This is a genomic window from Membranihabitans marinus (genome assembly GCF_019802045.1).
In the GTDB taxonomy this organism is placed as follows: Bacteria; Bacteroidota; Bacteroidia; order Chitinophagales; family Saprospiraceae; genus Membranihabitans; species Membranihabitans marinus_A.
Genome location: NZ_JAHVHU010000005.1, coordinates 96,798 through 118,940, shown reverse-complemented (window position 1 = coordinate 118,940; position 22,143 = coordinate 96,798). Strand labels below are relative to the sequence as shown.

The following is a 22,143-nucleotide window of genomic DNA, read 5'->3' as shown; positions in this document are numbered from 1 at the left end:
AAAGCCCCACAGGGCGTCCCAATACTCTATTGACAAAGGATAATTATCGGGTCTGTTTGAATGGTGTTGCTGACATGACCGGCGCGATCCCGGATGTAAATTTCATAGCGGAGCGTATCTGTCGGATAAGCCAGCGAAGCCTGGCACGGGGGAGTCCCATCGGGAAATATACAGCAGGTCGTGTAGATCGTCACGGTGATTTCACCCCTTACGCCACGTTGCGCTCCTTCAGGTGGAAGTTCTGGTAATCGGTATTTGCTGGCCACAAACTGATCTCGGTTGTCGCGGATAAAAATATTGAGGCTGTCCTTATCGCCCAGATCTCCGTCTCCATCGGTGAATGAAAAGGTCACCCGGATGGAGTCGGTATTGAAGCTGTTCTGGACCATCTGATTTCCGTCCATAGATACAAACTCGATCTCCGGCTCAATGGGGAAGTCAGGTCGGGTGACGCAGCTGGTTATAGCATATACGACGAGGGGTAATACCCAAAAAATGAAATGATGGTTTATGCGCATAGTAACTCCTGCTGCTTTACGTAGTTTGGTTCCAAAATAAGCAATCTTTAGAGAAAGAACGGAAATAGAACGTAATTTGTTTTTATGCAGAATTCCATTTCTGGGAGATGTTTCAGGAATTCATGGGGTTTATCTGAGGTGTCAAATTGGAAGCTCAAGGTTTTATATTCCCTTTTTGTTTCACGGAATTACTGTGTGGCTTCATAAAATAATTGTCAAATGAAATCACAAGATTTGTGATGTTTGTGAAATACATTCTATTGCTTCAGCTGTTAAGAATATTTTCTTTTATAATTATCTGATAAATAAGGTGTTAAAAATATGCATATTTTAGCATGCTTCAGGAGTATTCTACTGTGATACCTATACCCATAAAAAAAAATAATACAATGGACACACTTCATAATTCACAATACTTTTTCTCAGAAGAAGATCAAAAACAACTCATCGATCTGCAGCCCTCCCTGGACCAATTGGGGTATTTCCCGCGGGAAGCACTAGAGGTGATTACCCAAAATCAGCATTTTCATCTTTTTGTTCCCCAAGAACGGGGCGGATTGGGATGTAGCCTGACCACGGGAATGCGCATCATTGAAGCCTATTCGCGCATAGAGGGGAATCTGGGGTGGATCGTACAGATCGGTGCGGGCGGTGGTGTGTTTGCTGCTTATCTAGAGGAAGCGGTGGCCAGGTCTTTTTTAGGTAGACCGGATCAGGTGATTGCCGGCTCGGATTATGCCGGAGGAAAGGCTGTTTCGGTTCCGGGAGGGTACAAAGTGTCTGGTGCCTGGAAGTATGCCAGCGGATCGTTGCATGCGACGGCTTTTACCGCTAATTGCCGGATCGTGAAAGATCCGAATGATATCCGTGTCAAAGCGGTCATCGTACCTGCTGAGCAGGTTACGGTCATCAAGGACTGGAATGCCATGGGAATGCGCGCCACTGACAGTCATTCATTCCGAATCAACGATGTTTTTGTACCCGAAAAACATGCCTTTACCGTGGCTCCGGATCAATTATTAATCGAGAATCGGTTGCTGCAACTGCCTTTTATGCTCTATGCCCGGGCCTTGTTTGTCCCGGTATTGATTGGCACGACATTCCGGTATCTGAATCTGTACAGAGATTATGTAGTCCGCAGAAATTTTTCGTTAGATTCACGATCGGCAGTTGCTGCAGATCATCTGGAGAAGACCTGGCAAGCTTCCCGAAATGATCTGTATCAATACGCTGAAAAAATATGGCATTCCGCTGAAATAAAAGAAGTCGATAAAGAAACTGAAAAGCAATTTTCCCGACAGTGTATCCAGATAACTGATCGTTTGTTGATTAGCATCGATCAGTGTCATCGGCATACAGGAATGGAAGGGATTCGAATGAATTCGCAAATCAATGCTACATACCGGAATATCAAAACAGCGGCAGCACATTTTCTTTTAAGTCCCGGTTCATTGTGAAAAATCAAACCACTTACCTGTTGTCTTGTCCATACTTAGGTTCTTAAATATACCATAAGGTCAATTCATTGTTGACAGTCTCCAGTTATATGGCGATATTGCGATTGTCAAGATAAAATAAAATATGGCAGATTATGATTGGTACTCTCTTAAGATGTTTTACGGTGGTTATAGTTGTGGTGATTTTTGGAACGAATGGGCATGCCCAGGATTTGCCCAACCGGGAACTCGGTATTCGATTGACCGGTCTGGAAGATTTTGATTTTGTCTATAAAAAGGAAAACCGGATCGATCAGTATTATCGGCATAGATTGGGATTGGTCAATGTCGGAGTGACTGGGAATTCAAACAGCTCGACGTGGAATTTGGGATTAGGGTATGCGTTTGGCATCGAAAACAGAAGAGCAATCAATGAAAAATTGAAATTTATCCATGGATTGGAACCTCGGGTGTCGTTCGCTTATGGCTCTGTTGGAAATCAGGTCAACACCTGGGCATACCAGATCGGTCTGGGCTATGTTTTGGGTTTTCAGTATGACTTTGCGGAATCATTTTATGTGAATATTGAAACCATTCCGGCACTAACCTTTCGACAGGAAAAAAGGAATGATGACCAGACGAATTACAGTTTCAATGCGGGGTTTAGTTCCAATGCCGTGGCTCTGACGCTGGCGTACCGGTTTTGATCAAAACGGCGTATATAGCCCGATCTAGGGTCGATAGATCATAGCCAGGGTCTTGAGACTCTGGAGAATAACAAAGGATCTTCTCTGGTATCGGGATCGTATCAAGTATGACTTACCGATCTTGCGTATTTTTTACATCTAACGAGATTGGCCGGTCAATCCGCTCTTCCAAAGCAATAAGGGTTTCTGTGCGTTGGATTCCGCTTATCGCTTGTATTTTTTCACTGAGAAGTTTCCGCAGATCATCGGTGTCCTTGCAGATAATTTTGGTGAATATACTGTAATTACCGGTGGTGTAGTAGGCATTGACTACCTCCGGGATCTGGTTAATCTGACGGATAACATCTTCATACAAACTGCTTTTTTCCAGGAAAATACCAATAAAGGAAATGATATCGTATCCAAGCTTTGCTTCGTCGACCTCTAGTCGGGCTCCTTTAACAATGCCAACTTCTTCCAGTTTTTTCATGCGAACATGGACGGTGCCTCCGGATACCTGAAGCTGCTTGGCGATATCTGTATATGCCATTTTAGCATCAGTCATCAATATCGACAATATTTGCCGGTCCAAATCGTCTAATTCATGTATCTTTGCCATAGGATTGGTGTTGTCAAAGCCATTAAATTAAAATAAAATTAATAAAAGGCTATAAAATTTGCGAAAATATTAATTTTTAGTTGAATTGAAACAATTCTTGATACGATACAACCTTTCTGTTTTTCTGCTTTTTGCCGGCATTCTCTTGTTGGGGATTTTGGGGATGGAGCGGATACCTTCGACTGAGCTATCTAAGCTTCGTTTAAATCAGTTAAGCAAAATCCGCTTAGATACGAGTCAGGAGTTGACCCCAATGATGATGCTGGGAAAAGTTGCAGTACGTGATTTTTTTATACCCACCGATTCTGGATATGTGTATATGGGAGGAATTTTTGACGCGCCCTGGAAAGTTGGTAAAACATATACTGCGAATGAGTTGGAAGGAGTACAATCTTGGTACATCGGTCAGTCAGACTTTTACTCCAGAAAAATTGCTTCAGGGAGTGTGTATGTCAATATTGATCAGGGCAATGACCAGGCAGTGAAAGGATTTTTAAAAACCATGGATGCGTACAAAATTGAAAACCTGGATTCTCTGTTTATTGATTTTAGGTTTTTAGGACCGGTTGATTTTGGTGCGATTCTGCGTCTCTTTAATCAATTGGCACCCCGGGATCGATTTGAATTGGGTGTATCGATTGATGGTCATCAAGAGACGGAGGTGAATAGTAGCGGTCGGCCATTTTTTACCGCTAATCATGTGGTGTTTATGGTTAATCCTTTGGTTCCGATTGCGGTCAAAAAATTAGTTCTGAACCTGGCCACTGAACCCGGCTATCAGGTTGTGGGGATAAGCGATGTGGTGCCGGATACAGTATGTTTATTTACGGATTTCAGGGTTGACTCGAAAGTATACCGGGTTTGTACAGAAAAATGGACCGATGATGCGAAGTCGTCTTCAATCAGTATAGCCCCCGGGCCACAAAAAGATAGCCTTCAGATTTATTTTCAAAAAAAGGTCGATGAAACGTGGTACAAAAATCAAGATTCTGTGGCGATGAATGAACTTGTTCCAGAAATGCTACACAAGTTATTACCTTAAGAAAACAAGTTCTTTTTGTTTGGTGGAATATCTTGCAATTAGAGAAGGCATGACCTCATCCCGCCGCTCCTCCAGTTGGGGTGACACAATGTAATCCACTGCATCTTTTATACGCGGGTGAATGTCATCGAAGGATATGGGGAACGGATCATCACTAATATTGGCTGACGTACTGACGAGCGGCCGATCCGTAGCTTTGATGATGCTTTTACAGAAGTCATTTTGAACGATGCGAATCGCGATGGATCCATTTTCCGCAGTAATGCCTTCGGACCATTTTCTCACCGAAGAAGGAAAGATAATGGTTAATGGGCGTTCGTTATAGTGTAGAATGTTTTCCAGGTGCGGGTGTATTTTCGGGACTAATCCCCTTAGTCGCTCCAGCGTGTCAACAAGGACTATGAGTGGTTTGGATTTTTCACGTTTTTTAATGGTAAATATTTGATCTACTGCGTCCTGGTTGTAGGGGTCGCAACCCAAGCCCCAGATGGTATCCGTAGGGTATAGAATGACATTGCCCTGTTTGAGATGGGCAACTGTGTTTTGCAATTCTTTTTTCATAAATGGCACGTACTGATTTAAAATCTAGACCAGAAACGAAATTTGTATCCGGATAATTACTACCTTTTCAAAAAAATCAGGTATTTTAAGAGAGATGAACTGGAAGATTTATATCATACTCGGATTTATTTCGATGTTTGCTCCGCAGCTCACGGCCAAGCATATTATAGGGGGTGATGTGTCCTATGAGTGTCTCGGTAATGGAAAGTATCGCGTGACAATGTATGTGTATCGCGATTGCAGGCCGCAGCAAAATGCAGCACAATTGGATGGCGATGCTTCCATTGCGATCTATCGGGGGGGCAGTAGGTATGCACTGGCTGGGAGCTTCCAGGTAAAGTTGTCGAGCCGTGAAACGATTGATCCACCGGAGTATCCTTGTCTGATACTACCACCGGGACTATGTGTGGAACGGGGTAAATATGAATTTGAAATTAATTTTAATCAATGGCCGTCTTCGGAAAGCTATTATATTGTCTACCAACGATGTTGCCGCAACAATACTATTAACAACATCGTCGACCCCGGCAGCATTGGAGCCACCTTTTTTGTGGAGATTACACCGGAGTCTATGGAAACTTGCAATGATAGTCCGACCTTCGATAATTTTCCTCCGACGGTGGTTTGTGTCGACCAGGAATTTTCGTTTGATCACTCTGTGTCGGATACGGAGGGTGATTCCATAAGTTACCGCTTCGGAACCCCGCTGGTCGGTGGTGGTCTTGAAGGAAGTTCTTTTACGAATCCCGGTGATGCCACGGCATGCAATGGGGTGAAACCGACCCCGCCTTGTCCACCACCTTTTGAGAAAGCGCAATACCGTTCACCGCTGTATTCTGAATCCAATCCCATGGGTGGGAATCCACGGATTGCGATTGACCCTGAAACGGGTCTGATTACGGGAAAACCTGAGATTCAGGGTCAGTTTGTCATTACCATTGTTGCCGAAGAGTTTCGGGATGGCCGGAAAATTGGTGAAATTAACCGGGAATTCCAGTTTAATGTAGCTCAATGTGATCCGACCGTATTTGCACGGATAGAGTCCGCTGTGATGATTGATGAGTCCAATGCCGTGATGCGTTCGTGCGGTGAATTTACAGTTCCTTTTCGGGATTCTAGTTATGAAGAAAGGTTTATCGATACGTACAGATGGACGTTTAATATCGACGGAAAAGAGGAGGTTTACCGGGAAAAAAATGTGGATGTAACCTTTCCCCGTTTGGGTAATTATCAGGGGCAGTTGATCGTAAATGAAGGGACCGACTGCAGTGACAGTACCGATATCACCATTTCTGTGCTGCCCGACATCGGTGCAGAGTTTGATTTTGCGTACGATACCTGCATCGCCGGAGATGTAGAGTTTACGAATACCTCGTTCTCCGATGCAGACGGTGGAATCACCCAATATATTTGGGATTTTGGAGATGGCGGGCGGTCTGGTGCGAGAGAGCCTGCCTATCGTTATCAGTCACCAGGGACCTGGGATGTGGGGCTCACGGTGGTCGATGGAAATGAATGTCGGGAAACAATCCGGAAGAAGTTACCCTATTACCCGGTTCCGGCGGAAGAAGTGATTCGATCCCAGATCGAGATTGCTTGCCTGCCGGCAGCGGTACGATTTGATAATTTACCCCCTCCTGTTGACCCCACTTATGATATTACCTGGGACTTTGGCGACGGAAATACCGGGAAGGGGTATTTACCCGAGCATATCTATACTGAAGAAGGTGAATACGACGTGGGTGTGCATGTGGTGTCACCGATTGGGTGTGAGGTGTCTGCATTTTTTCCGCGGATGATCACGACCCAACCTTCGCCCGTGTCAGACTTTGATTACAATCCAGCGCGACCAACGAACCTGGACAAACGGGTCACCTTTACTAATAGGTCCGAAGCAGCCGTGGCCTATTCCTGGGAGATTGATCGGTTGGGCTCGTATTCATCGGAGGACCTGGTGATCAATTTTCCGGATTCGGGAATCTATAATGTGTCGCTTATTGCCATTCATGAGAATGGTTGCATGGATACCTTGACCCGGCCGGTCGATATTGAACCCATCGTAATTTATACGGTTCCCAACGCCTTTACACCCAACAGCGATCAGATGAACGATGTGTTCCGGGGGGTGGGGGTGTTTTTGGGCATGCAGAATTTTGTGATGAAGGTGTATGATCGGTGGGGCAACACGGTCTTTACCAGCACGGATCCTACGCATGGGTGGTCCGGTACGATCGCAGAAAGCGGCCGACAAGCTCCGCCGGGACTCTACGTGTATCTGGTGAATTATCAGGATGCCCGAAAGCGGCCCAAGCAAGTCTATGGTGAAGTTTTATTGATAAATTAGGAATGATTGTAATAAAATTAAAAATAAACCCTATCTTTGCACCCGCTATGCCGGAAATAATGGAGGCAGTATTCGTCAAACGCTAATCAATAATACAATGGACGCGATCAAATTTGTACAAGAACAAAATTATGAAACCAAGGATTTTCCGGTGTTTAAAGCTGGAGATACCATTGAAGTGGTTTATAATATCGTCGAGGGTGGTAAGAAGCGCCCCCAGGCATTTAGAGGTGATGTGATCAAGGTCGTCGGAGCCGGTCATTATAAGACATTCACCGTTCGAAAACTATCGAATGGGGTTGGAGTGGAGCGAATTTTTCCAATCAACACGCCAAATATTATCGAGATCAAACTTCTAAAGAAGGGTCGGGTAAGAAGATCCCGAATCTATTACCTTCGAAATCTGGTTGGTAAAAAAGCTAAAATACGAGAGCGTAGAACCTTTAAGTAAATTCGCTTTCTGTAAACAAAATGATAGAACGCCGTGTTTTGCAAAAGACATGGCGTTTTTTTGTATTGTACTATTATAAAAAGACCTTAGACGTCAGATTCCAATGGCTTTGAATTGTGAAGATGGTATTTTTTATTTTTATTTTATTAGTGCTTGATATCTATGCCACCAGGATGGTACGGCAGGTTCGTTTTATCAGACATCACGTCTGGTTATTCTGGCTTCTGAACAGTGTGGTATACCTTTACTTTTTCTATCTTTTTATGGATTATACCTTTTTGGGGCACCAAATGGCGATTTATCTGCGTGCTTGTGTAATTGTGTATTTTTTTTCTAAGCTGGCTTTTGTTTTTCCTTTGATGATACAGGATATAGCTCGTGGAATACGATGGGTCAGCAAAAACATTTCCGGAGAAAAACCAGTCCGTATAGATCGTCAATCCAGGAAGGCTTTTATTAAAAAAACATCTGTTGTATTGGGGTCTATCCCTTTTATGGTGATGGGGTATGGAGTAATTCGAAATATTTATAGGTACCGAGTACTGCATCAAAAATTGGCAATTAAAGACCTTCATCCTGATTTGGAAGGATTGAGAATCGTACAGATCTCCGATATCCACTCCGGTACATTTCCCGAGCAAAAACCCGTATGGAAAGGGATTGAAATGATCAACGAACTGGATCCTGACCTTTTTGTGTTCACGGGCGATCTGGTGAATTCGACGGCCGATGAAGTCGATCCGTTTTTGGAGTATTTTTCACAAATTAAATCTCGTTTTGGTAAATTTAGCATCATGGGGAATCATGATTACGGAGATTACCACCCCTGGAAATCCGAGCGTGAAAAAATAGAAAATGATCGTTCATTTGAAGACAAACATCGCCAGATGGGGTGGGATTTATTGCGCAATGAGCACCGAACTATCCAGGTAGGTGATAGTCAGCTTGGTGTCATCGGCGTAGAAAATTATAGCACGCTGCCCAGATTTCCCAGAAAAGGCGATTTAAAAGCAGCTCGTAATGGGATGAAAGATACCGACTTCCGATTGCTATTATCCCATGATCCGACCCATTGGAATGCCGAAGTCACCAATAAAAATCAGGATATTCACCTGACCTTGTCGGGACATACGCACGGCTTTCAGTTCGGATTTGAAATACCTGGTATAGGACGATGGAGCCCGGCACAATATATTTATAAACAATGGGCGGGTTTGTATCAAACTAAAAACCAGTACTTATACGTTAACAGGGGATATGGGGTGTTGGGTTACCCGGGAAGGGTCGGTATTCTTCCCGAAATTACCTTAATTGAATTGAAGAAGGCATGAATACTGTAGCACGCATACTAATCATAGTTCTGAGCGCAATCTTTTTGCTGGCATGTAGTAGTCACGATCCAAAACGAGAATTGATTCTCGGGAATTGGACTTTACAAGAAGCAGTTCGTCAGGGTAGAACCACCTCCACGTTGGATGGACTGAACTTTACATTTACCAATGATTCTTTATTCACGAACATTATCGCATTTGGAAACAACGAGTACACCTATGAAAATGATTCAGTGACTATTCTTGCAGAAGATCCCATCGTGTTTAATGTCTTTTATGTCGATTCCACGGAATTGGATTTGCATGGTGAAATTCAACAGGTTCGGTTTCGGTTGAAATTTGAAAAAATGACTCCATGAAGTACTACATCATAACCGGTATAATAGTGCTGTTGTGCCCTCTATTAGTAGCAGGCCAGGATAGTTTGCATCTGAACAAAGAGCAATCGGCAATAACTACTTTTGCAGAAGAGTATCAAAAGGAATACCTGAAACGAATTCAGAAAAGCCACATCAATGGATTCTACATCCCCAAAGACCTGCCGGATGCGTTGCGTATCTTAGATGAAATCGTGGATGACGATGGCAAAAGGAAATTTAGATCCAGAGAAGACTCCGTAGCGGTAAATAAGGTGTTTTTTAGTTTTGGCCGTTGGATTAACTTAAACTGGGGCATGGAGCTGGGAAGTCGTCTTACAGTGGCGCTTAATAAATTAGGGGTCAGTTATCCGGATGATATGACCCGGATGATCATGTATGCCTGGCATCGCCACCTGAATAATGAACCACTGGCTCTTGAATCGCTCGCTGATCGAGTGATACAAGAACGCATTGTCAGAGCAGAAAAGGTGAAGAATTTAGCTCGTGACAAACCCTGATGATTCGATCAAAAATCCCTATACTTGCAAAATATTTATGATGACCAGGATGAACATATCCGGTCACAAGCGAGTTGTTAATACTCGCTTTAATTAAAAAATACAGATTGTAAGATCGACGATCCATACAGTTGTTCGATCCAATCATTTAAATAAAAAGTCCCACATGTCAAAGAAGCTAGTCATCGTAGAGTCCCCGGCGAAAGCTAAAACCATTGAGAAATTTTTAGGTAAAAACTATATTGTAAAATCCAGTTATGGACATGTTCGTGACCTTGAAAAAGGAAACAATGCGGTCGATGTCGAACACAACTTTAAACCGAAATATGCCGTCTCACCGGAAAAGAAAAAAGTGGTCAAGGAGCTTAAATCCATGATGAAAAAGGTCGATGAGGTAGTCTTGGCGACGGATGAAGACCGGGAAGGGGAAGCCATATCGTGGCATTTGTGTGAGGTGCTGGGGCTTGATCCCAAGACAACTGAGCGGATTGTTTTTCGTGAGATAACCAAATCAGCGATACAGAAAGCGATAAACAACCCGCGAACTGTGGATGAAAAGCTTGTTGATGCACAGCAAGCACGCCGTATTCTGGATCGGTTAGTGGGGTTCGAGTTGTCGGAGATATTGTGGAAAAAAATTAAAGGAAAGCTGAGTGCAGGAAGAGTTCAGTCAGTAGCTGTCAAGCTGGTTGTGGAACGAGAACGCGAAATAAACAATTTTGAAATCACCAACTTCTTTAAGGTTTCAGCGTTGTTTAAGCTCCGAAATGAGGAAGGTAAATGGGTAGAACTTAAAGCGGAATACCCGCAGCGTCTCTCTACGCTGGATGAAGCAAAAAAGTTTTTAGAGGATTGCAAGCCCGCAGAGTTCACCATAGCAAATATCGAAGTTAAACCACTCAAGCGAAAACCAGCGCCCCCCTTTACTACTTCGACTTTGCAGCAGGAAGCCAGCCGCAAACTAAATTTTGCGGTCAAAAGGACGATGATGACAGCACAACGACTGTATGAGGCAGGTCACATCTCTTATATGCGAACAGATTCTATTGCGCTGAGTAATGATGCTTTGGGAAGTATAGGAAGAACCATCGAACAGGAGTATGGATCCAAATACCACCAGGTCCGTAAATACAAAAACAAATCGGGTTCGTCCCAGGAAGCGCATGAAGCCATTCGACCTACCAATTTTAATCAACGCAATCTGGGGACCGATTCTGATCAGAAAAGATTGTATGAACTGATTTGGAAACGAACGGTAGCGAGTCAAATGGCAGATGCAAAGCTTGAAAAGACTACTGTAGATATTGATATTTCTACTCGTCAGGACGATCAGTTGCGCGCAGAAGGAGAAGTTCTTATTTTTGATGGCTTTTTAAAACTCTATATCCAGGCTAAGGATGATGATGATGACGAACAAGAAGAAGCAAAAGGAATGTTGCCCCCTCTTCAAAAAGGTCAGCAACTGGATTTGAAGTCGATGACCGGGAAAGAAAGTTTCACCCGACCTCCCGCCCGGTTTACAGAAGCCAGCCTGGTCAAGAAACTGGAAGAACAGGGGATTGGAAGGCCATCTACTTATGCTCCAACCATTAGTAAAATCATGGAAGAAGGACGCGGATATGTTGTCAAAGAAAGCCGGGAAGGTGAGAAACGATCTTATGCAGTTCTGACCTTGAGTGATGGAAAGATCAATGAAAAAAATGAAACAGAAACCACGGGTGCTACCAAAAATAGATTGTATCCGACCGATATGGGGATGGTGGTGACCGATTTTCTTGACGAGCATTTTGAGAAAATCATGAATTATAACTTCACGGCCAATATTGAGAAGGAATTCGATGAAATTGCCGAAGGTACTTTGGAATGGCAAACTATGCTTGCGAAGTTTTACGGTCCTTTCCATGAAAACGTTAATCAAACACTCGAGGAAGCTGATCGTTTCAAAGGAGAACGGTTACTGGGTAAAGACCCAGAGACGGGGTTGCAGATTATTGCACGAATATCTCGGTTTGGAAAACCGCTGATTCAAAAAGGACATTTTGACGAAATCGGGGAAGAAGAAAAACCCGATTACGCCAATTTACGACCAGGACAGAGTATTGAAACCATTACATTGGAAGAAGCATTGAAGCTATTTGATCTGCCGCGGGATTTTGAACCGTTTGAAGACAAAGCAGTCATGGTAAATGTGGGTCGGTATGGACCCTACGTAAAATGGGGAGACCAGTTTATTTCATTGCCTCGCGGCGAAGATCCGTTTGAAGTAACACAGGATCGTGCCTATGAAATTATCCGTGAAAAAAAGAAAGCGGATGAACCGATCATGACCTATAAAGGAGAGCCCGTTACCCAAGGGAAAGGACGGTTTGGACCTTTTTTGAAGATAAATAAGATTTATGTCAACATTCCAAAAAAATACGATCCCGACAATTTGACCCAGGATGAAATGATCGAGTTGATTGAGAAAAAACTGGAGAAAGAAGCCAATCGATACATTCAAAAGTGGGATAAAGAAAAAGTTGCCCTCGAAAATGGACGGTGGGGCCCTTTTATCCGTTATAAACGCAAGAGTATTTCACTGCCCAAAAAAGCCGATGGAGAAAAGTATACCAAAGAGGACTTGATGGATTGGACCTTGGAAGATGTGATGGAAATCGTTAATAAAAGCCCTAAAAAATAAACCTCATGAAAAATGATAAAAATTGACGAAACAGATCTTAAAATTCTTAATGAGCTGATCGTTGATGCCAAAAAAGCGTATACTCAGATAGCCAAAGACCTAGGGATTAGCAATACCTTGGTCCACCAGCGCATTGCTAAGATGAGAGAATCAAAGGTGATTGATAAAATCGAAGTCAAACTCAATCCGAAAGTGCTTGGTTTTGATACTTTTGCTTATATGGGAATCGTTCTGAAAGATACCAGCAAGTCCGCAGAAATTGTCGAAAAACTGAAAATGTTTCCTGAAATTATTGAGTGTAGTTATGTGACCGGAAATTATTCTTTCTTATTGAAAGTAGTCGTTCGCAATAATGAACACCTCCGCGATGTCTTTGAACGGCTGGATGCCCTCAATGATATTCAGCAGACCGAAACCATGATCAGCTTTGGACATGAATTTCAAAAGAATATTCCCATCGAACTGTTGGATTTCAATTAAAATTGAGCTGTTTGTTGTTCGTCCTTTGAAACGAGGTGGCCCAAAATACCATTGAGAGGACCAATGTGATTCCTAATCCACTTGGATTAAAGAATCGAGTCTTTCAACAAGGTATAATGCCATAGCACACGATTGGTTTCGCAATGTGGAACCTGGAATCAAATGTCAAACTTAATTCCCTGTGCCAGCGGAACACTATCTCCAAAGTTGATGGTGATAGTCTGCCGTCGCATGTATGTCTTCCAGGCATCAGAGCCGCTCTCTCGACCACCACCGGTCTCTTTTTCACCACCGAAGGCACCACCGATTTCTGCTCCACTGGTTCCTATATTGACGTTGGCAATACCACAATCTGATCCCTCGACAGAAATAAAGCGTTCTGATTCCTGAACGTCAGTGGTCATTATGGCACTTGAGAGACCCTGGTTAACGCTGTTCTGATAACGAATGGCTTCTTCGATGGTATCGTATTTCATAACATAGAGAATTGGTGCAAATGTTTCATTTTGAACAACCTCCGCTTCCGGGCTTATTTCAGCGATCACAGGCTTTACGTAAAAACCTTTCTCCAGACCCGGTGGATTGATGGTGCCTCCTTCCACCAGAAATTGACCACCTTGTTGAAGGATGGCATCAAGCGTCTTGTGATAAGAAGAAACTGCCTCTCGATCTATCAGGGGACCGATATGCATCGATTTGTCGAGTGGATTGCCTATTCTTAACTGAGCATATGCGTTTTTCAATTTTTCTGTAAAATCCTTGTAAATGGATCGATGGATGATCAGTCGACGGGTGCTGGTACAACGTTGACCAGCGGTTCCTACTGCTCCAAACACTGCAGCGGTCAAGGCAAGTTCTTGATTTGCACTCGGTGTGATGATCATAGCATTATTACCACTGAGTTCCAGCAGAACTTTTCCGAGTCGTTCTCCCACCCTGGATGCAACATTTCGACCCATGGTTGCACTTCCTGTTGCAGAAAGTAGTCGAATGTTTGGGTCTGCTGCCAACCATTGACCTGCTTCTTTGCCGCCGGTGATTACAGCTGATATGGGATAATTAATGTTATTCTCATCAAGGACTTCCTGTAGAAGCTGTTGACATGCCAGGGCACAAAGAAGAGTCTTCTCTGACGGCTTCCACAGACACACGTTGCCACACACCAGGGCAATCATAGCGTTCCATGACCATACGGCTACCGGAAAATTAAAAGCAGAAATAATTCCAACGATACCTAATGGGTGCCATCGTTCCAGCATATGATGTTGTGGTCGTTCCGACGCGATGGTCTTGCCGTATAATTGTCGGGATAAACCGACCGCAAAATCACAAATATCAATCATTTCCTGAACTTCTCCTTGTCCTTCTTGCAGACTTTTCCCCATTTCGACAGAGACGAGCCTGCCCAGGTCGATCTTATGTTTCCGGAGCTTCAACCCATATTGTCTGATTATTTCACCTCGTTTGGGAGACGGAAAAACCCGCCATTGCGCAAAACTGGAATTCAATTTTGTAATGGTATGATCATATTCTGGTCGGGAAGTGACGGGCAAGTGAGCCAGAACATCACCGTCAATTGGGGATACGGAACTCAGGTAATCTGTCTTGCGTCGATCATCTGGACTTGAAGCCGTTTTAGAAAGGTGGTTGTCTATGCCGAGGTTTTGAAAAAATGAATGCTTCATAGTATTAATGAATATGTTGTGATCATTGCACTAGATTACCGACCCATAGTGTTTTCGAATAATGTCACCATTAAGGAATTCTTGCAGAGGATACCGGCTTTGGGTCAACACTCCGCTGTATCGGTTGGTCAGGAGTAAAAGCGCCGTCTGTGCTAAAGAGGCAGCAGTGGCTCGTTGGATAGCCGTTACTTGAACCGATCCGTACTGGGCCGGATAGATTTCGCCGTGCCGGATTATCTCATAAGAACTACCTGTCTTATCTTTTCCATTTACGGCGCAGTAGATCAAAACCCGGTCCTGATCATGCATTGGAATGTCTGCCCTCATTTTTTTGAGCAACGCATCTACAGATAAATCATTTCCGAGTTCTCTTTTCATCTGATCAATATAATCAAAATGACCGGGATAACGAAGAGTCTTGTAATTCAATTGCCGTACTTTGTTCTTGTAAAATTCTGGCAGATCTGCTGCTCCTCCCGAAGTAAGGTCGGCTTCATAGCGTATACCTTTGAGAATGATTTGTTCGCGAGAAGACAGGGAAGGTTTGGTGACTTTTCGATACTGCTCGATGACTTCTGATTGATTGAGATATTCTGTACTGACTCCTACCGGATTCCATACAAAGGCGTAAAATCCCGGTGATGACGCATATTGACTCAGGGCTCCCACTCGCATTTTAATGCTATCAATGGTGTGTCCGGGATGTTCTTCACTATACTGGCTCGCCATGAGTCTTCCCAGTTGATTAATATAGCCAGGCGCCAGCCCGGTTTGTAAAGCGAAACCAGTAGTGGCGTTTTGGACTAATTGATAAATTTTTTTGGTGGCTGGGACATTTTCCGTAAGATTGGCATAGTGCATGTTCTGTCTCAGGGCTATGGAGGCCATGTCCGCTGCAAACGCTCCCGGCGTACAGTCGAGGAGCAGCTCTCCCTCCGGATTCCAGTTTGTGGCGGGGTTAGGTGGTAATACGATTTTTTTCAGGGTGACGGACTGATTGTATGCCTCCTGAATCCATGACTCTGCCTGATTGCATTGATCTTCATTGATGTCAGCGAGGCTAAGCGAAACATCTTTGCCCAGGTGTTGCAATAAGATTAATCCACAGGCTCTGCCAATTCCCCCCGCTCCTGCGATAATGATCTTTTTTGTCATGTTTTTATAGTTTTACATGGATTCTATTTCATGGATCTCCTTGGCAATAAGTGGATTGAGAATTTCGCTCCCATGATCCGTCACCCGGACATTGTCTTCGATCCGTACACCCCCAAAATCCATCCATTCGCCGAGTTTATTATAAGCTATAAAATCTTTAAACTTGTTTTCACTTTTCCACAGTTCGATCAAGTTGGGAATAAAGTATAAGCCGGGTTCGATCGTGATCACAAAATTCTCTTCCAGCTTTCGACCCAAGCGCAGATTGGAGGTGCCAAATTTTTCCGATCGTTGGGTAACCGGGTCGTAACCCACAAATTTTTCACCCAAACCTTCCATGTCGTGTACATCCATTCCGACCATGTGTCCCAGTCCATGGGGAAAAAACAGGGCATGGGCCCCTTCTTCGACGATTTCATCGGGATCACCCATCATCAGTCCGAGTTCTACTAATCCTTTAGTCATTTCCCGGGCAGCAAAAAGATGAATGTCTTTAAATTCTTCTCCGGGGCGAACCATGGCGGTCGATTTTTTTAATGCATCCAAAACGATTTCATAAATGGCTTTTTGCTGCGCATTGAATTTTCGATTTACCGGTGTTGTCCGGGTAATATCAGCGCAGTAATGCATGGCATTTTCCGCGCCCATATCGCAGAGCAACATTTTGCCTTTCCTAAGCTGATTTTGGTAAGTATTTATATGAAGTGTCTGGCCCTGTATGGTTACAATCGCATTGTAAGCCAGACGACAACCATTTTTTAACACAATCTCCATGCCCCGGGCGTACAATTCTTGCTCGGATACGCCCTCATTGCAGTTTTTCATGATCATATGATGTAGCTCAGCTGTGGTTCGAAGAGCATCTTCCATTTCACGCAACTCTCGGTCCTCTTTGATCGATCGCTGACCCACAATGGTTCGGATAAGGGATTCAGATGTTTCCTGATCTGGACCGATTAATTCTCTTTGAAGTGTTTCCTGATAGCCATGATACAAGGGTAAGGTATGTATTTGACGGCCACCTAACAGGGCTTTTTTTAGAATGCCGGGTAGTTTCTCCAGGGAAAGAATATTTGCTATACCAGCTATCTCGGCATGTGCTTCCATGTCGGGTAGGTCACCTACCCAGATGGTTTCATCAACTGTCAGGTCATCTCCTACCAGATATTCTTTATCTTCCTCGATATCGATGATCAGATGCATGCCCTGTGCTTCTACCCCGGTGTAGTACAGAAAATTGCTATCCTGCCGGTAAGGAAAGGGATTGCCGGTATAATTCATCCCCACTTCCTGATTCCCCTGTAGCCAGATCATGCCGTGATCCACACGGTGCTTAAGGATTCTTCTTCGGTTTTTATAAACAGTATTTACAAACATATAATGATTTTTTGTGTGTATCAATCAAAGGATAAACTACTTCATACGTGCAAAGCAGATCGAACGGGAAGATAAAACATAAAATGCTAAGACAAAAAGACTACTGAAGAACTTCCTCGAAATCCTTAATTTCAGATGGTGTGATTTATATAGGACAAATCCTGGTTTGACATAACTTGTTTGAGCAATATATTCTCCGTATTTGCAAGTATGAGATAAAAAGAAGAACTTGTGAAGGACAGTTTGCACGAACAATACCATCAATAAAAGTAAAAAATAAATGACCAATCGAAGATCTTTTCTCAAAACCAATACAACTTTAGCAATGGCGGCACCCTTTCTTTCACCAGGCTTCTATCCCATGCGGAAGCAAAAAAGAAATAAAAAACTAGGAGTAGCATTGCTTGGTTTAGGTGGGTATGCCTCTGGTCAATTGGGGCCGGCTCTTCAGGAAACCAAACACTGTTATTTGGCGGGCATTGTCACGGGTTCACCGTCAAAGGTGCCCAAGTGGCAGGATAAGTACAATATCCCTGATGAGAATGTATATAGTTACGATAACTTTGATTCTATTGCGGATAATGACGCCATTGATATTGTGTACGTTGTCACGCCCAATGCATTGCATATGCCGTTCACTGTTCGGGCCGCTGAAGCGGGAAAACATGTCATCTGTGAAAAACCAATGGAAATTTCCTCCGACCGGTGCCGGAAGATGATTGCAGCCTGTGAGAAAGCCGGTCGCAAACTCCAGATTGGGTACCGGCTCCGCTACGAATCTCACCACAAGCAGATTATGGATTTTGCTAAAAATGAAACCTATGGGAAAATCAAAGTCATGGATACCAACTTTTCATTTTATGGGATCAATGGGAGCAATTGGCGTTTTACAGATGTCTCGCTGTCAGGTGGCGGACCATTGATGGATATCGGTCTTTACAGTCTTGAAGCCACACTGTATGGATCACAGCTTAAACCGATAGCCATCACGGCGCAATCCTACAAATCAATCCCGGACAAACTACCGGGCATGGAAGAGAGTATATTCTGGCAGATGGAGTTTCCAGAAGGAGTCATCGCAAATTGTGGAAGCAGCTATGCAGCTCGAAGTAATTACTTCCGGGTATCTACAGAGAAAGGATGGTATGCCATCGAACCTGCATTTTCATATGGAGGGTTGAAAGGGGTGATCAACGGAGAATCAATGAATATTAAAAACCACAATCAGCAGGCAGCTCAAATGGATGCTTTTGCGATAAATATCCAAAATGACACACCAGTCATAGCCTCCGGTGCACAAGGTTTGCAGGATATGGTGTACGTGGAAGCGATTTATGAGGCGGCGGAAACAGGTAAGAAGGTGAGGGTTTAGAGTTCAGATTTTAGAATTCGGATTGTGGGATGAGCAGAAGTTTTTCCCGAGGATCCGCCGGCGGACAGCTCCGGATTTAAATGTAGCCGGAGCTTCCAGCTCCCGGACTGACGTTATTTCTAAAGAACGGTACTTTTGTCACTTTGGAGCAGGATCGTGCACCGCTAAGGTGGCACAAGCACAGCGACAGACGCATTGCTTTTGTAACATTATCTCCTGCCCGTCGTTTAGTCTCCTTTTTGCAGTTCCGCGCCCTTTTGGTTTTTCTTTGAACCAATAAAGAACACAATGTTTAAAATAAAAAAGCCCGGGTGTCCCATTCAAAAACAACCCGCGCCCTAAATGTACCATAAGAAAAGTAAGAAAATTTCGATTATTTTTCATGGGAGAATTGCGATTAAGGTTGAGGATTGTTATAAGATATAAGACTATTATATCTTATCCTGTAATAAGTTTTTTAAATTGTAATTCGCATTTTATCCTCACTGACTCTGACTCCCAAGTCAGCTAATGAAGTCGTTTCAAATTCAAGTCTCATTTTGTCCTTCTTATCCTTCCAAACTTCATGAATAGGACAGGGGGCACCATTGCCACAATCAGGTAAACCCAACAAGCAGGTGTCAAAAAAGTCGTCGCCTTCGATGACCAGGATGATTTCCATCATTGAAATATCTGCAGCTGGCCGGGTCAGTGCGACACCACCATTGGGACCTCGTGATGATTTTAATAGGTTAGCCCGGTTCAATTCCTGGAAAGTCTTGGTCAGGAAATGAAAGGATATATCCAGTTCCTCGGAGATTTCACCAATGCTGGTATTCTCCTGTCCGCCATTATTTGCGACCATATAGATCAACGCTCTGATTCCGTAATTGCACGCTCTGGATAGGATTTTCATTTGGATTTTAGATTATTTCAGACTTCCAAGACTTAAATGTAGAACTAATTTTTCTACGGTTCAAAATCTTTTTTATAAAATGGATTATTTAGAATGATTCCAGGACTTCTGACACTTGGCAAGTGGCAGACCAGGTGACGGTTGGTAGCTCATCATCGATGATGGGCACTATTCCCTATACACATCCCTCATACAAAGCCTGTACAACCAAAGACGGTGTGCCAACCACGGTCGTTTCTAGCCCGGGCTGAACCACTGAGGATGCAATTATCAAAGAAGCTTTCTGAAGTGAAATGCGATGGAAGTACTTTATATTGGGATGACGGTTTAGAGTTTGAGGATTATGATGGGCAGATCAAAGATGGGCCGTTAGACATGGCACCTGAGGTGCTTTTTAAATTCACTAAAAAAGGCAAGACGAATAAAATTTGCCCGGCAAAAACCACCAAATCATAAATATTGAAGCCACTTCCGGAAATCTTAATTGAAGCCAGTAATCCGGGTTAACCTTCGCTAATATGTAAATTGTTCAGTAAGCTCTCCTTAATCTGCAATCTACAATCAACAATCAACAATCTACATTCTGAATTCATCCTCTCTGTCTCATCGCCTCATAAACCATCATGCCGGTGGCAACAGCAGCATTAAGTGAATCGGTTTGACCATATTGGGGGATGATAAACAGTTCGTCGGCCATGTTTTCGATTTCGATAGAAATCCCGGTATCTTCTGAGCCGACGATTAGACAGGCAGGGACGGTAAGATCAATCTTTTGGATCGGGGTTTTATCTTTCAGGGAAGACGCTATGATACGGATACCCTGATTCTGAATCAACTGCAACGTATTCTGAACATGGTTCACCCGACAGATCGGTATATGGAATACCGCTCCAGTAGATATTTTGACAACCTGGTCATTGACCGGAGCCATTTTTTGAGCTGGAATAATAATAGCGTGTACACCCATGACTTCCGCCGTGCGAACAATCGAACCAAAATTTCCAACATCCTGAACTCGATCAAGGTACAAAAGCAACGGTACCTCGCCCTGAGCATAAGTGTGATTTATGATCGTTTCGATGTCTGCGAACCGGATGGGGGAGGTATAAGCAATCACACCCTGATGGTTGGCCTTGGTTTTTTTATCAAGCACCAGCCTGCTTACCCGCTTGAGTGGGATGGAGTACTCCTTGGCCGTTTGACGGATCTTAATCTCTTCGGCACCGCGGAGACTGCGATCAATCCAGATACTGGAAATCGGGTCTTCATTCTGCAGTGCATCCAATACGGGTTTCCGACCTATAACGATTTGAGACTGATTCGATTCCATCTATTCTTCTTCATCTTGATGGATGGACTGCGACGCTGTGACCGCGGCTTGAATGACTTCTACAGTTTCTCTGAGAATTTCATTTCCTGCCGGGGCACTTTTACCCGTGATTTCAGCAGCGGCTTTCAGAATCTCCGGATCCTGCTTTAATTTTTCCTGTTTTTCTTGCATTTCTTTTGCAATGCGATCTTTAATCTTTTGTTGGGCTTTGTCCTTCTCAGCTTGCGCTTTTAGTTTAGCGACACGTTGATTGAGTTGTTTCTCCGTTTTGAGCATATCATCCAACTTGGCTTGTTTGGAGTTGATTCGCTCTTCGAGCATGACCAGCTTAGCTTGACGGATTTGGGCTTCAAGCTGACCATCCGCGCGCTCGATCTTTGATTTTTGAAATTTCAACTCTTTTTTGTCCTTACTGATCGATCTTTTCATGCGGTCTACAGCTGAACTCAGACCATCAACTCGACGCTTCGATTTTTCAAGTGGATCGCTTCCTTGGGCTGATTGACCATATTTTCTGGTTTTAACCTCTTTGAACAATCCATCCAGTTTGTCCCATACAGCTGAATGATCTTGACGTGTAAACCGATATTTTTTAAATTCGTTTTGAATTTTTTTGAGTTGATCAAATAGGTTTCGAAGCGATTGACCGCCTTCCATTTTCTTTTCGATGGTTTTCAGTTGGTCCATGAATTTTGCCCTGTGAGCTGAAGATTCTGCATTAAACTTTTTTTCAGATTCTGCGCGCAGTGCTTTTAGGGTCGAAAATATTGCATTGGTTCTTTTTCGAAGGTCATTCCCGTGTCGTCGTGCCAGATTACGTTCCCTGATCTGCTTCTGGACTTTGCCCCAAAAGTTCTTCATGTTGTTCCAGAGATCCTGACTATAATCTTCCAGTTTCTCGATTTGTTCTTCGTAATCCTCCAGCTCGTTATTGTAGGCATTTTTAAGCCGTCTGGATAACACAAAGAAATTCCACTCAGCCTGAGCCATTTTGAGCAGATCCTCCCGATCCACTTCGTATTCATGGGGCAAAATATCCTGCGTTAGACTCAGTTCTTTGGTGAATTTTTCAAGGATTTCAGGAAAATTTATTTCTGCCGCGTTGTTTCGCCATTCATTTCTGACCATGGTATCAAATTCCTCTGTAACATCTGACCCCTTAATCACCTGCACATCGTATGTTCCTTCATCTTCGTGAAGATCAATGGTGATCAGAACTTTTTGTTCCTTTTCTTTTTTACCCCAAAAAACTAACCTATCCTTCATAACTATTTACTTTTTAAAATGCTTGTGTGCTAACAAAC

General features: G+C 43.5%; 21 protein-coding genes. 12 read left to right on the top strand and 9 right to left on the bottom strand.

Going from position 1 to position 22,143, the window contains the following annotated elements; genetic code table 11:
* Positions 1–26: 26 nt before the first annotated feature.
* Positions 27–518: a hypothetical protein gene (locus KUV50_RS04970; protein ID WP_222578998.1), complete on the bottom strand. Its 492-nt coding sequence runs from the start codon at positions 516–518 to the stop codon at positions 27–29.
* A 389-nt stretch (positions 519–907) separates the two neighbouring features.
* Between KUV50_RS04970 and KUV50_RS04965 the strand changes: the two genes are divergently transcribed.
* Both KUV50_RS04965 and KUV50_RS04960 read left to right on the top strand, forming a co-directional pair.
* A complete protein-coding gene (locus tag KUV50_RS04965) occupies positions 908–1,975 on the top strand; it encodes an acyl-CoA dehydrogenase family protein (RefSeq protein ID WP_222578997.1) in 1,068 nt (355 codons plus the stop codon).
* 134 nt (positions 1,976–2,109) lie between these two features.
* Entirely contained in the window at positions 2,110–2,661 is a 552-nt protein-coding gene (locus KUV50_RS04960) for a hypothetical protein (RefSeq protein WP_222578996.1), read from the top strand.
* A 112-nt stretch (positions 2,662–2,773) separates the two neighbouring features.
* On the opposite strand, the gene KUV50_RS04955 is transcribed toward KUV50_RS04960, so the two are convergent.
* Positions 2,774–3,259 carry an Lrp/AsnC ligand binding domain-containing protein gene (locus KUV50_RS04955; protein ID WP_222578995.1) on the bottom strand — a complete coding sequence of 162 codons (486 nt, stop codon included), beginning with the start codon at positions 3,257–3,259 and terminating at the stop codon, positions 2,774–2,776.
* A gap of 85 nt (positions 3,260–3,344) precedes the next feature.
* Here KUV50_RS04955 and KUV50_RS04950 point away from each other — a divergent pair, with 85 nt between their 5' ends.
* Positions 3,345–4,301, top strand: coding sequence for a hypothetical protein (locus KUV50_RS04950; RefSeq protein WP_222578994.1), 957 nt, complete (start codon positions 3,345–3,347; stop codon positions 4,299–4,301).
* Here KUV50_RS04950 and KUV50_RS04945 read toward each other — a convergent pair.
* Positions 4,293–4,862, bottom strand: a complete 570-nt coding sequence (locus tag KUV50_RS04945; RefSeq protein ID WP_222578993.1) for an L-threonylcarbamoyladenylate synthase — start codon at positions 4,860–4,862, stop codon at positions 4,293–4,295. The genes KUV50_RS04950 and KUV50_RS04945 overlap by 9 nt on opposite strands.
* A 94-nt stretch (positions 4,863–4,956) precedes the next feature.
* Here KUV50_RS04945 and KUV50_RS04940 point away from each other — a divergent pair, with 94 nt between their 5' ends.
* From KUV50_RS04940 to KUV50_RS04910, 7 genes are all read left to right on the top strand, one after another.
* Positions 4,957–7,206, top strand: coding sequence for a PKD domain-containing protein (locus tag KUV50_RS04940; RefSeq protein ID WP_222578992.1), 2,250 nt, complete (start codon positions 4,957–4,959; stop codon positions 7,204–7,206).
* Between the two features lie 97 nt (positions 7,207–7,303).
* Positions 7,304–7,657: a 50S ribosomal protein L19 gene (gene rplS / locus KUV50_RS04935; protein ID WP_222578991.1), complete on the top strand. Its 354-nt coding sequence runs from the start codon at positions 7,304–7,306 to the stop codon at positions 7,655–7,657.
* Positions 7,658–7,779: 122 nt separating this feature from the next.
* On the top strand, positions 7,780–8,988 hold the full coding sequence (locus KUV50_RS04930) for a metallophosphoesterase (protein WP_222578990.1): 1,209 nt from the start codon (positions 7,780–7,782) through the stop codon (positions 8,986–8,988).
* Positions 8,985–9,347 carry a hypothetical protein gene (locus KUV50_RS04925; RefSeq protein ID WP_222578989.1) on the top strand — a complete coding sequence of 121 codons (363 nt, stop codon included), beginning with the start codon at positions 8,985–8,987 and terminating at the stop codon, positions 9,345–9,347. The genes KUV50_RS04930 and KUV50_RS04925 overlap by 4 nt, the downstream gene beginning before the upstream one ends.
* The gene (locus KUV50_RS04920) at positions 9,344–9,865 is read left to right on the top strand and encodes a DUF6794 domain-containing protein (RefSeq protein ID WP_222578988.1); all 522 of its coding nucleotides are present in this window, start codon (positions 9,344–9,346) and stop codon (positions 9,863–9,865) included. Before KUV50_RS04925 ends, KUV50_RS04920 begins: the two co-directional genes overlap by 4 nt.
* Before the next feature lie 166 nt (positions 9,866–10,031).
* Positions 10,032–12,545, top strand: coding sequence for a type I DNA topoisomerase (gene topA / locus KUV50_RS04915; RefSeq protein ID WP_222578987.1), 2,514 nt, complete (start codon positions 10,032–10,034; stop codon positions 12,543–12,545).
* Positions 12,546–12,557: 12 nt separating this feature from the next.
* Positions 12,558–13,025, top strand: a complete 468-nt coding sequence (locus KUV50_RS04910) for an Lrp/AsnC family transcriptional regulator (protein ID WP_222578986.1) — start codon at positions 12,558–12,560, stop codon at positions 13,023–13,025.
* A gap of 158 nt (positions 13,026–13,183) precedes the next feature.
* Here KUV50_RS04910 and KUV50_RS04905 read toward each other — a convergent pair whose 3' ends face one another.
* Genes KUV50_RS04905 through KUV50_RS04895 form a run of 3 tightly spaced genes read right to left on the bottom strand, consistent with a single transcriptional unit; the run spans position 13,184 to position 17,242 of the window.
* Positions 13,184–14,710: an aldehyde dehydrogenase family protein gene (locus tag KUV50_RS04905; RefSeq protein ID WP_222578985.1), complete on the bottom strand. Its 1,527-nt coding sequence runs from the start codon at positions 14,708–14,710 to the stop codon at positions 13,184–13,186.
* 30 nt (positions 14,711–14,740) lie between these two features.
* Complete coding sequence (locus KUV50_RS04900; RefSeq protein WP_222578984.1) at positions 14,741–15,865, bottom strand: saccharopine dehydrogenase family protein; 1,125 nt, start codon at positions 15,863–15,865, stop codon at positions 14,741–14,743.
* A 12-nt stretch (positions 15,866–15,877) separates the two neighbouring features.
* Positions 15,878–17,242 (bottom strand): aminopeptidase P family protein, encoded by a 1,365-nt coding sequence (locus tag KUV50_RS04895; RefSeq protein ID WP_222578983.1) that lies wholly within the window; start codon positions 17,240–17,242, stop codon positions 15,878–15,880.
* Between the two features lie 280 nt (positions 17,243–17,522).
* Between KUV50_RS04895 and KUV50_RS04890 the strand changes: the two genes are divergently transcribed.
* Positions 17,523–18,614 (top strand): Gfo/Idh/MocA family protein, encoded by a 1,092-nt coding sequence (locus KUV50_RS04890; RefSeq protein WP_222578982.1) that lies wholly within the window; start codon positions 17,523–17,525, stop codon positions 18,612–18,614.
* 457 nt (positions 18,615–19,071) lie between these two features.
* Here KUV50_RS04890 and KUV50_RS04885 read toward each other — a convergent pair whose 3' ends face one another.
* Positions 19,072–19,509 (bottom strand): RrF2 family transcriptional regulator, encoded by a 438-nt coding sequence (locus KUV50_RS04885; RefSeq protein ID WP_222578981.1) that lies wholly within the window; start codon positions 19,507–19,509, stop codon positions 19,072–19,074.
* A 261-nt stretch (positions 19,510–19,770) separates the two neighbouring features.
* On the opposite strand from KUV50_RS04885, the gene KUV50_RS04880 reads away from it, so the two are divergent.
* Positions 19,771–19,965 carry a hypothetical protein gene (locus KUV50_RS04880; protein ID WP_222578980.1) on the top strand — a complete coding sequence of 65 codons (195 nt, stop codon included), beginning with the start codon at positions 19,771–19,773 and terminating at the stop codon, positions 19,963–19,965.
* A 133-nt stretch (positions 19,966–20,098) separates the two neighbouring features.
* Here the strand turns inward: KUV50_RS04880 and rlmB are convergent, their stop codons facing one another.
* Both rlmB and KUV50_RS04870 read right to left on the bottom strand, forming a co-directional pair.
* Positions 20,099–20,839: a 23S rRNA (guanosine(2251)-2'-O)-methyltransferase RlmB gene (rlmB, locus tag KUV50_RS04875; protein ID WP_222578979.1), complete on the bottom strand. Its 741-nt coding sequence runs from the start codon at positions 20,837–20,839 to the stop codon at positions 20,099–20,101.
* The gene (locus tag KUV50_RS04870) at positions 20,840–22,105 is read right to left on the bottom strand and encodes a hypothetical protein (RefSeq protein ID WP_222578978.1); all 1,266 of its coding nucleotides are present in this window, start codon (positions 22,103–22,105) and stop codon (positions 20,840–20,842) included. It lies immediately after the preceding gene.
* Positions 22,106–22,143: the final 38 nt, after the last annotated feature.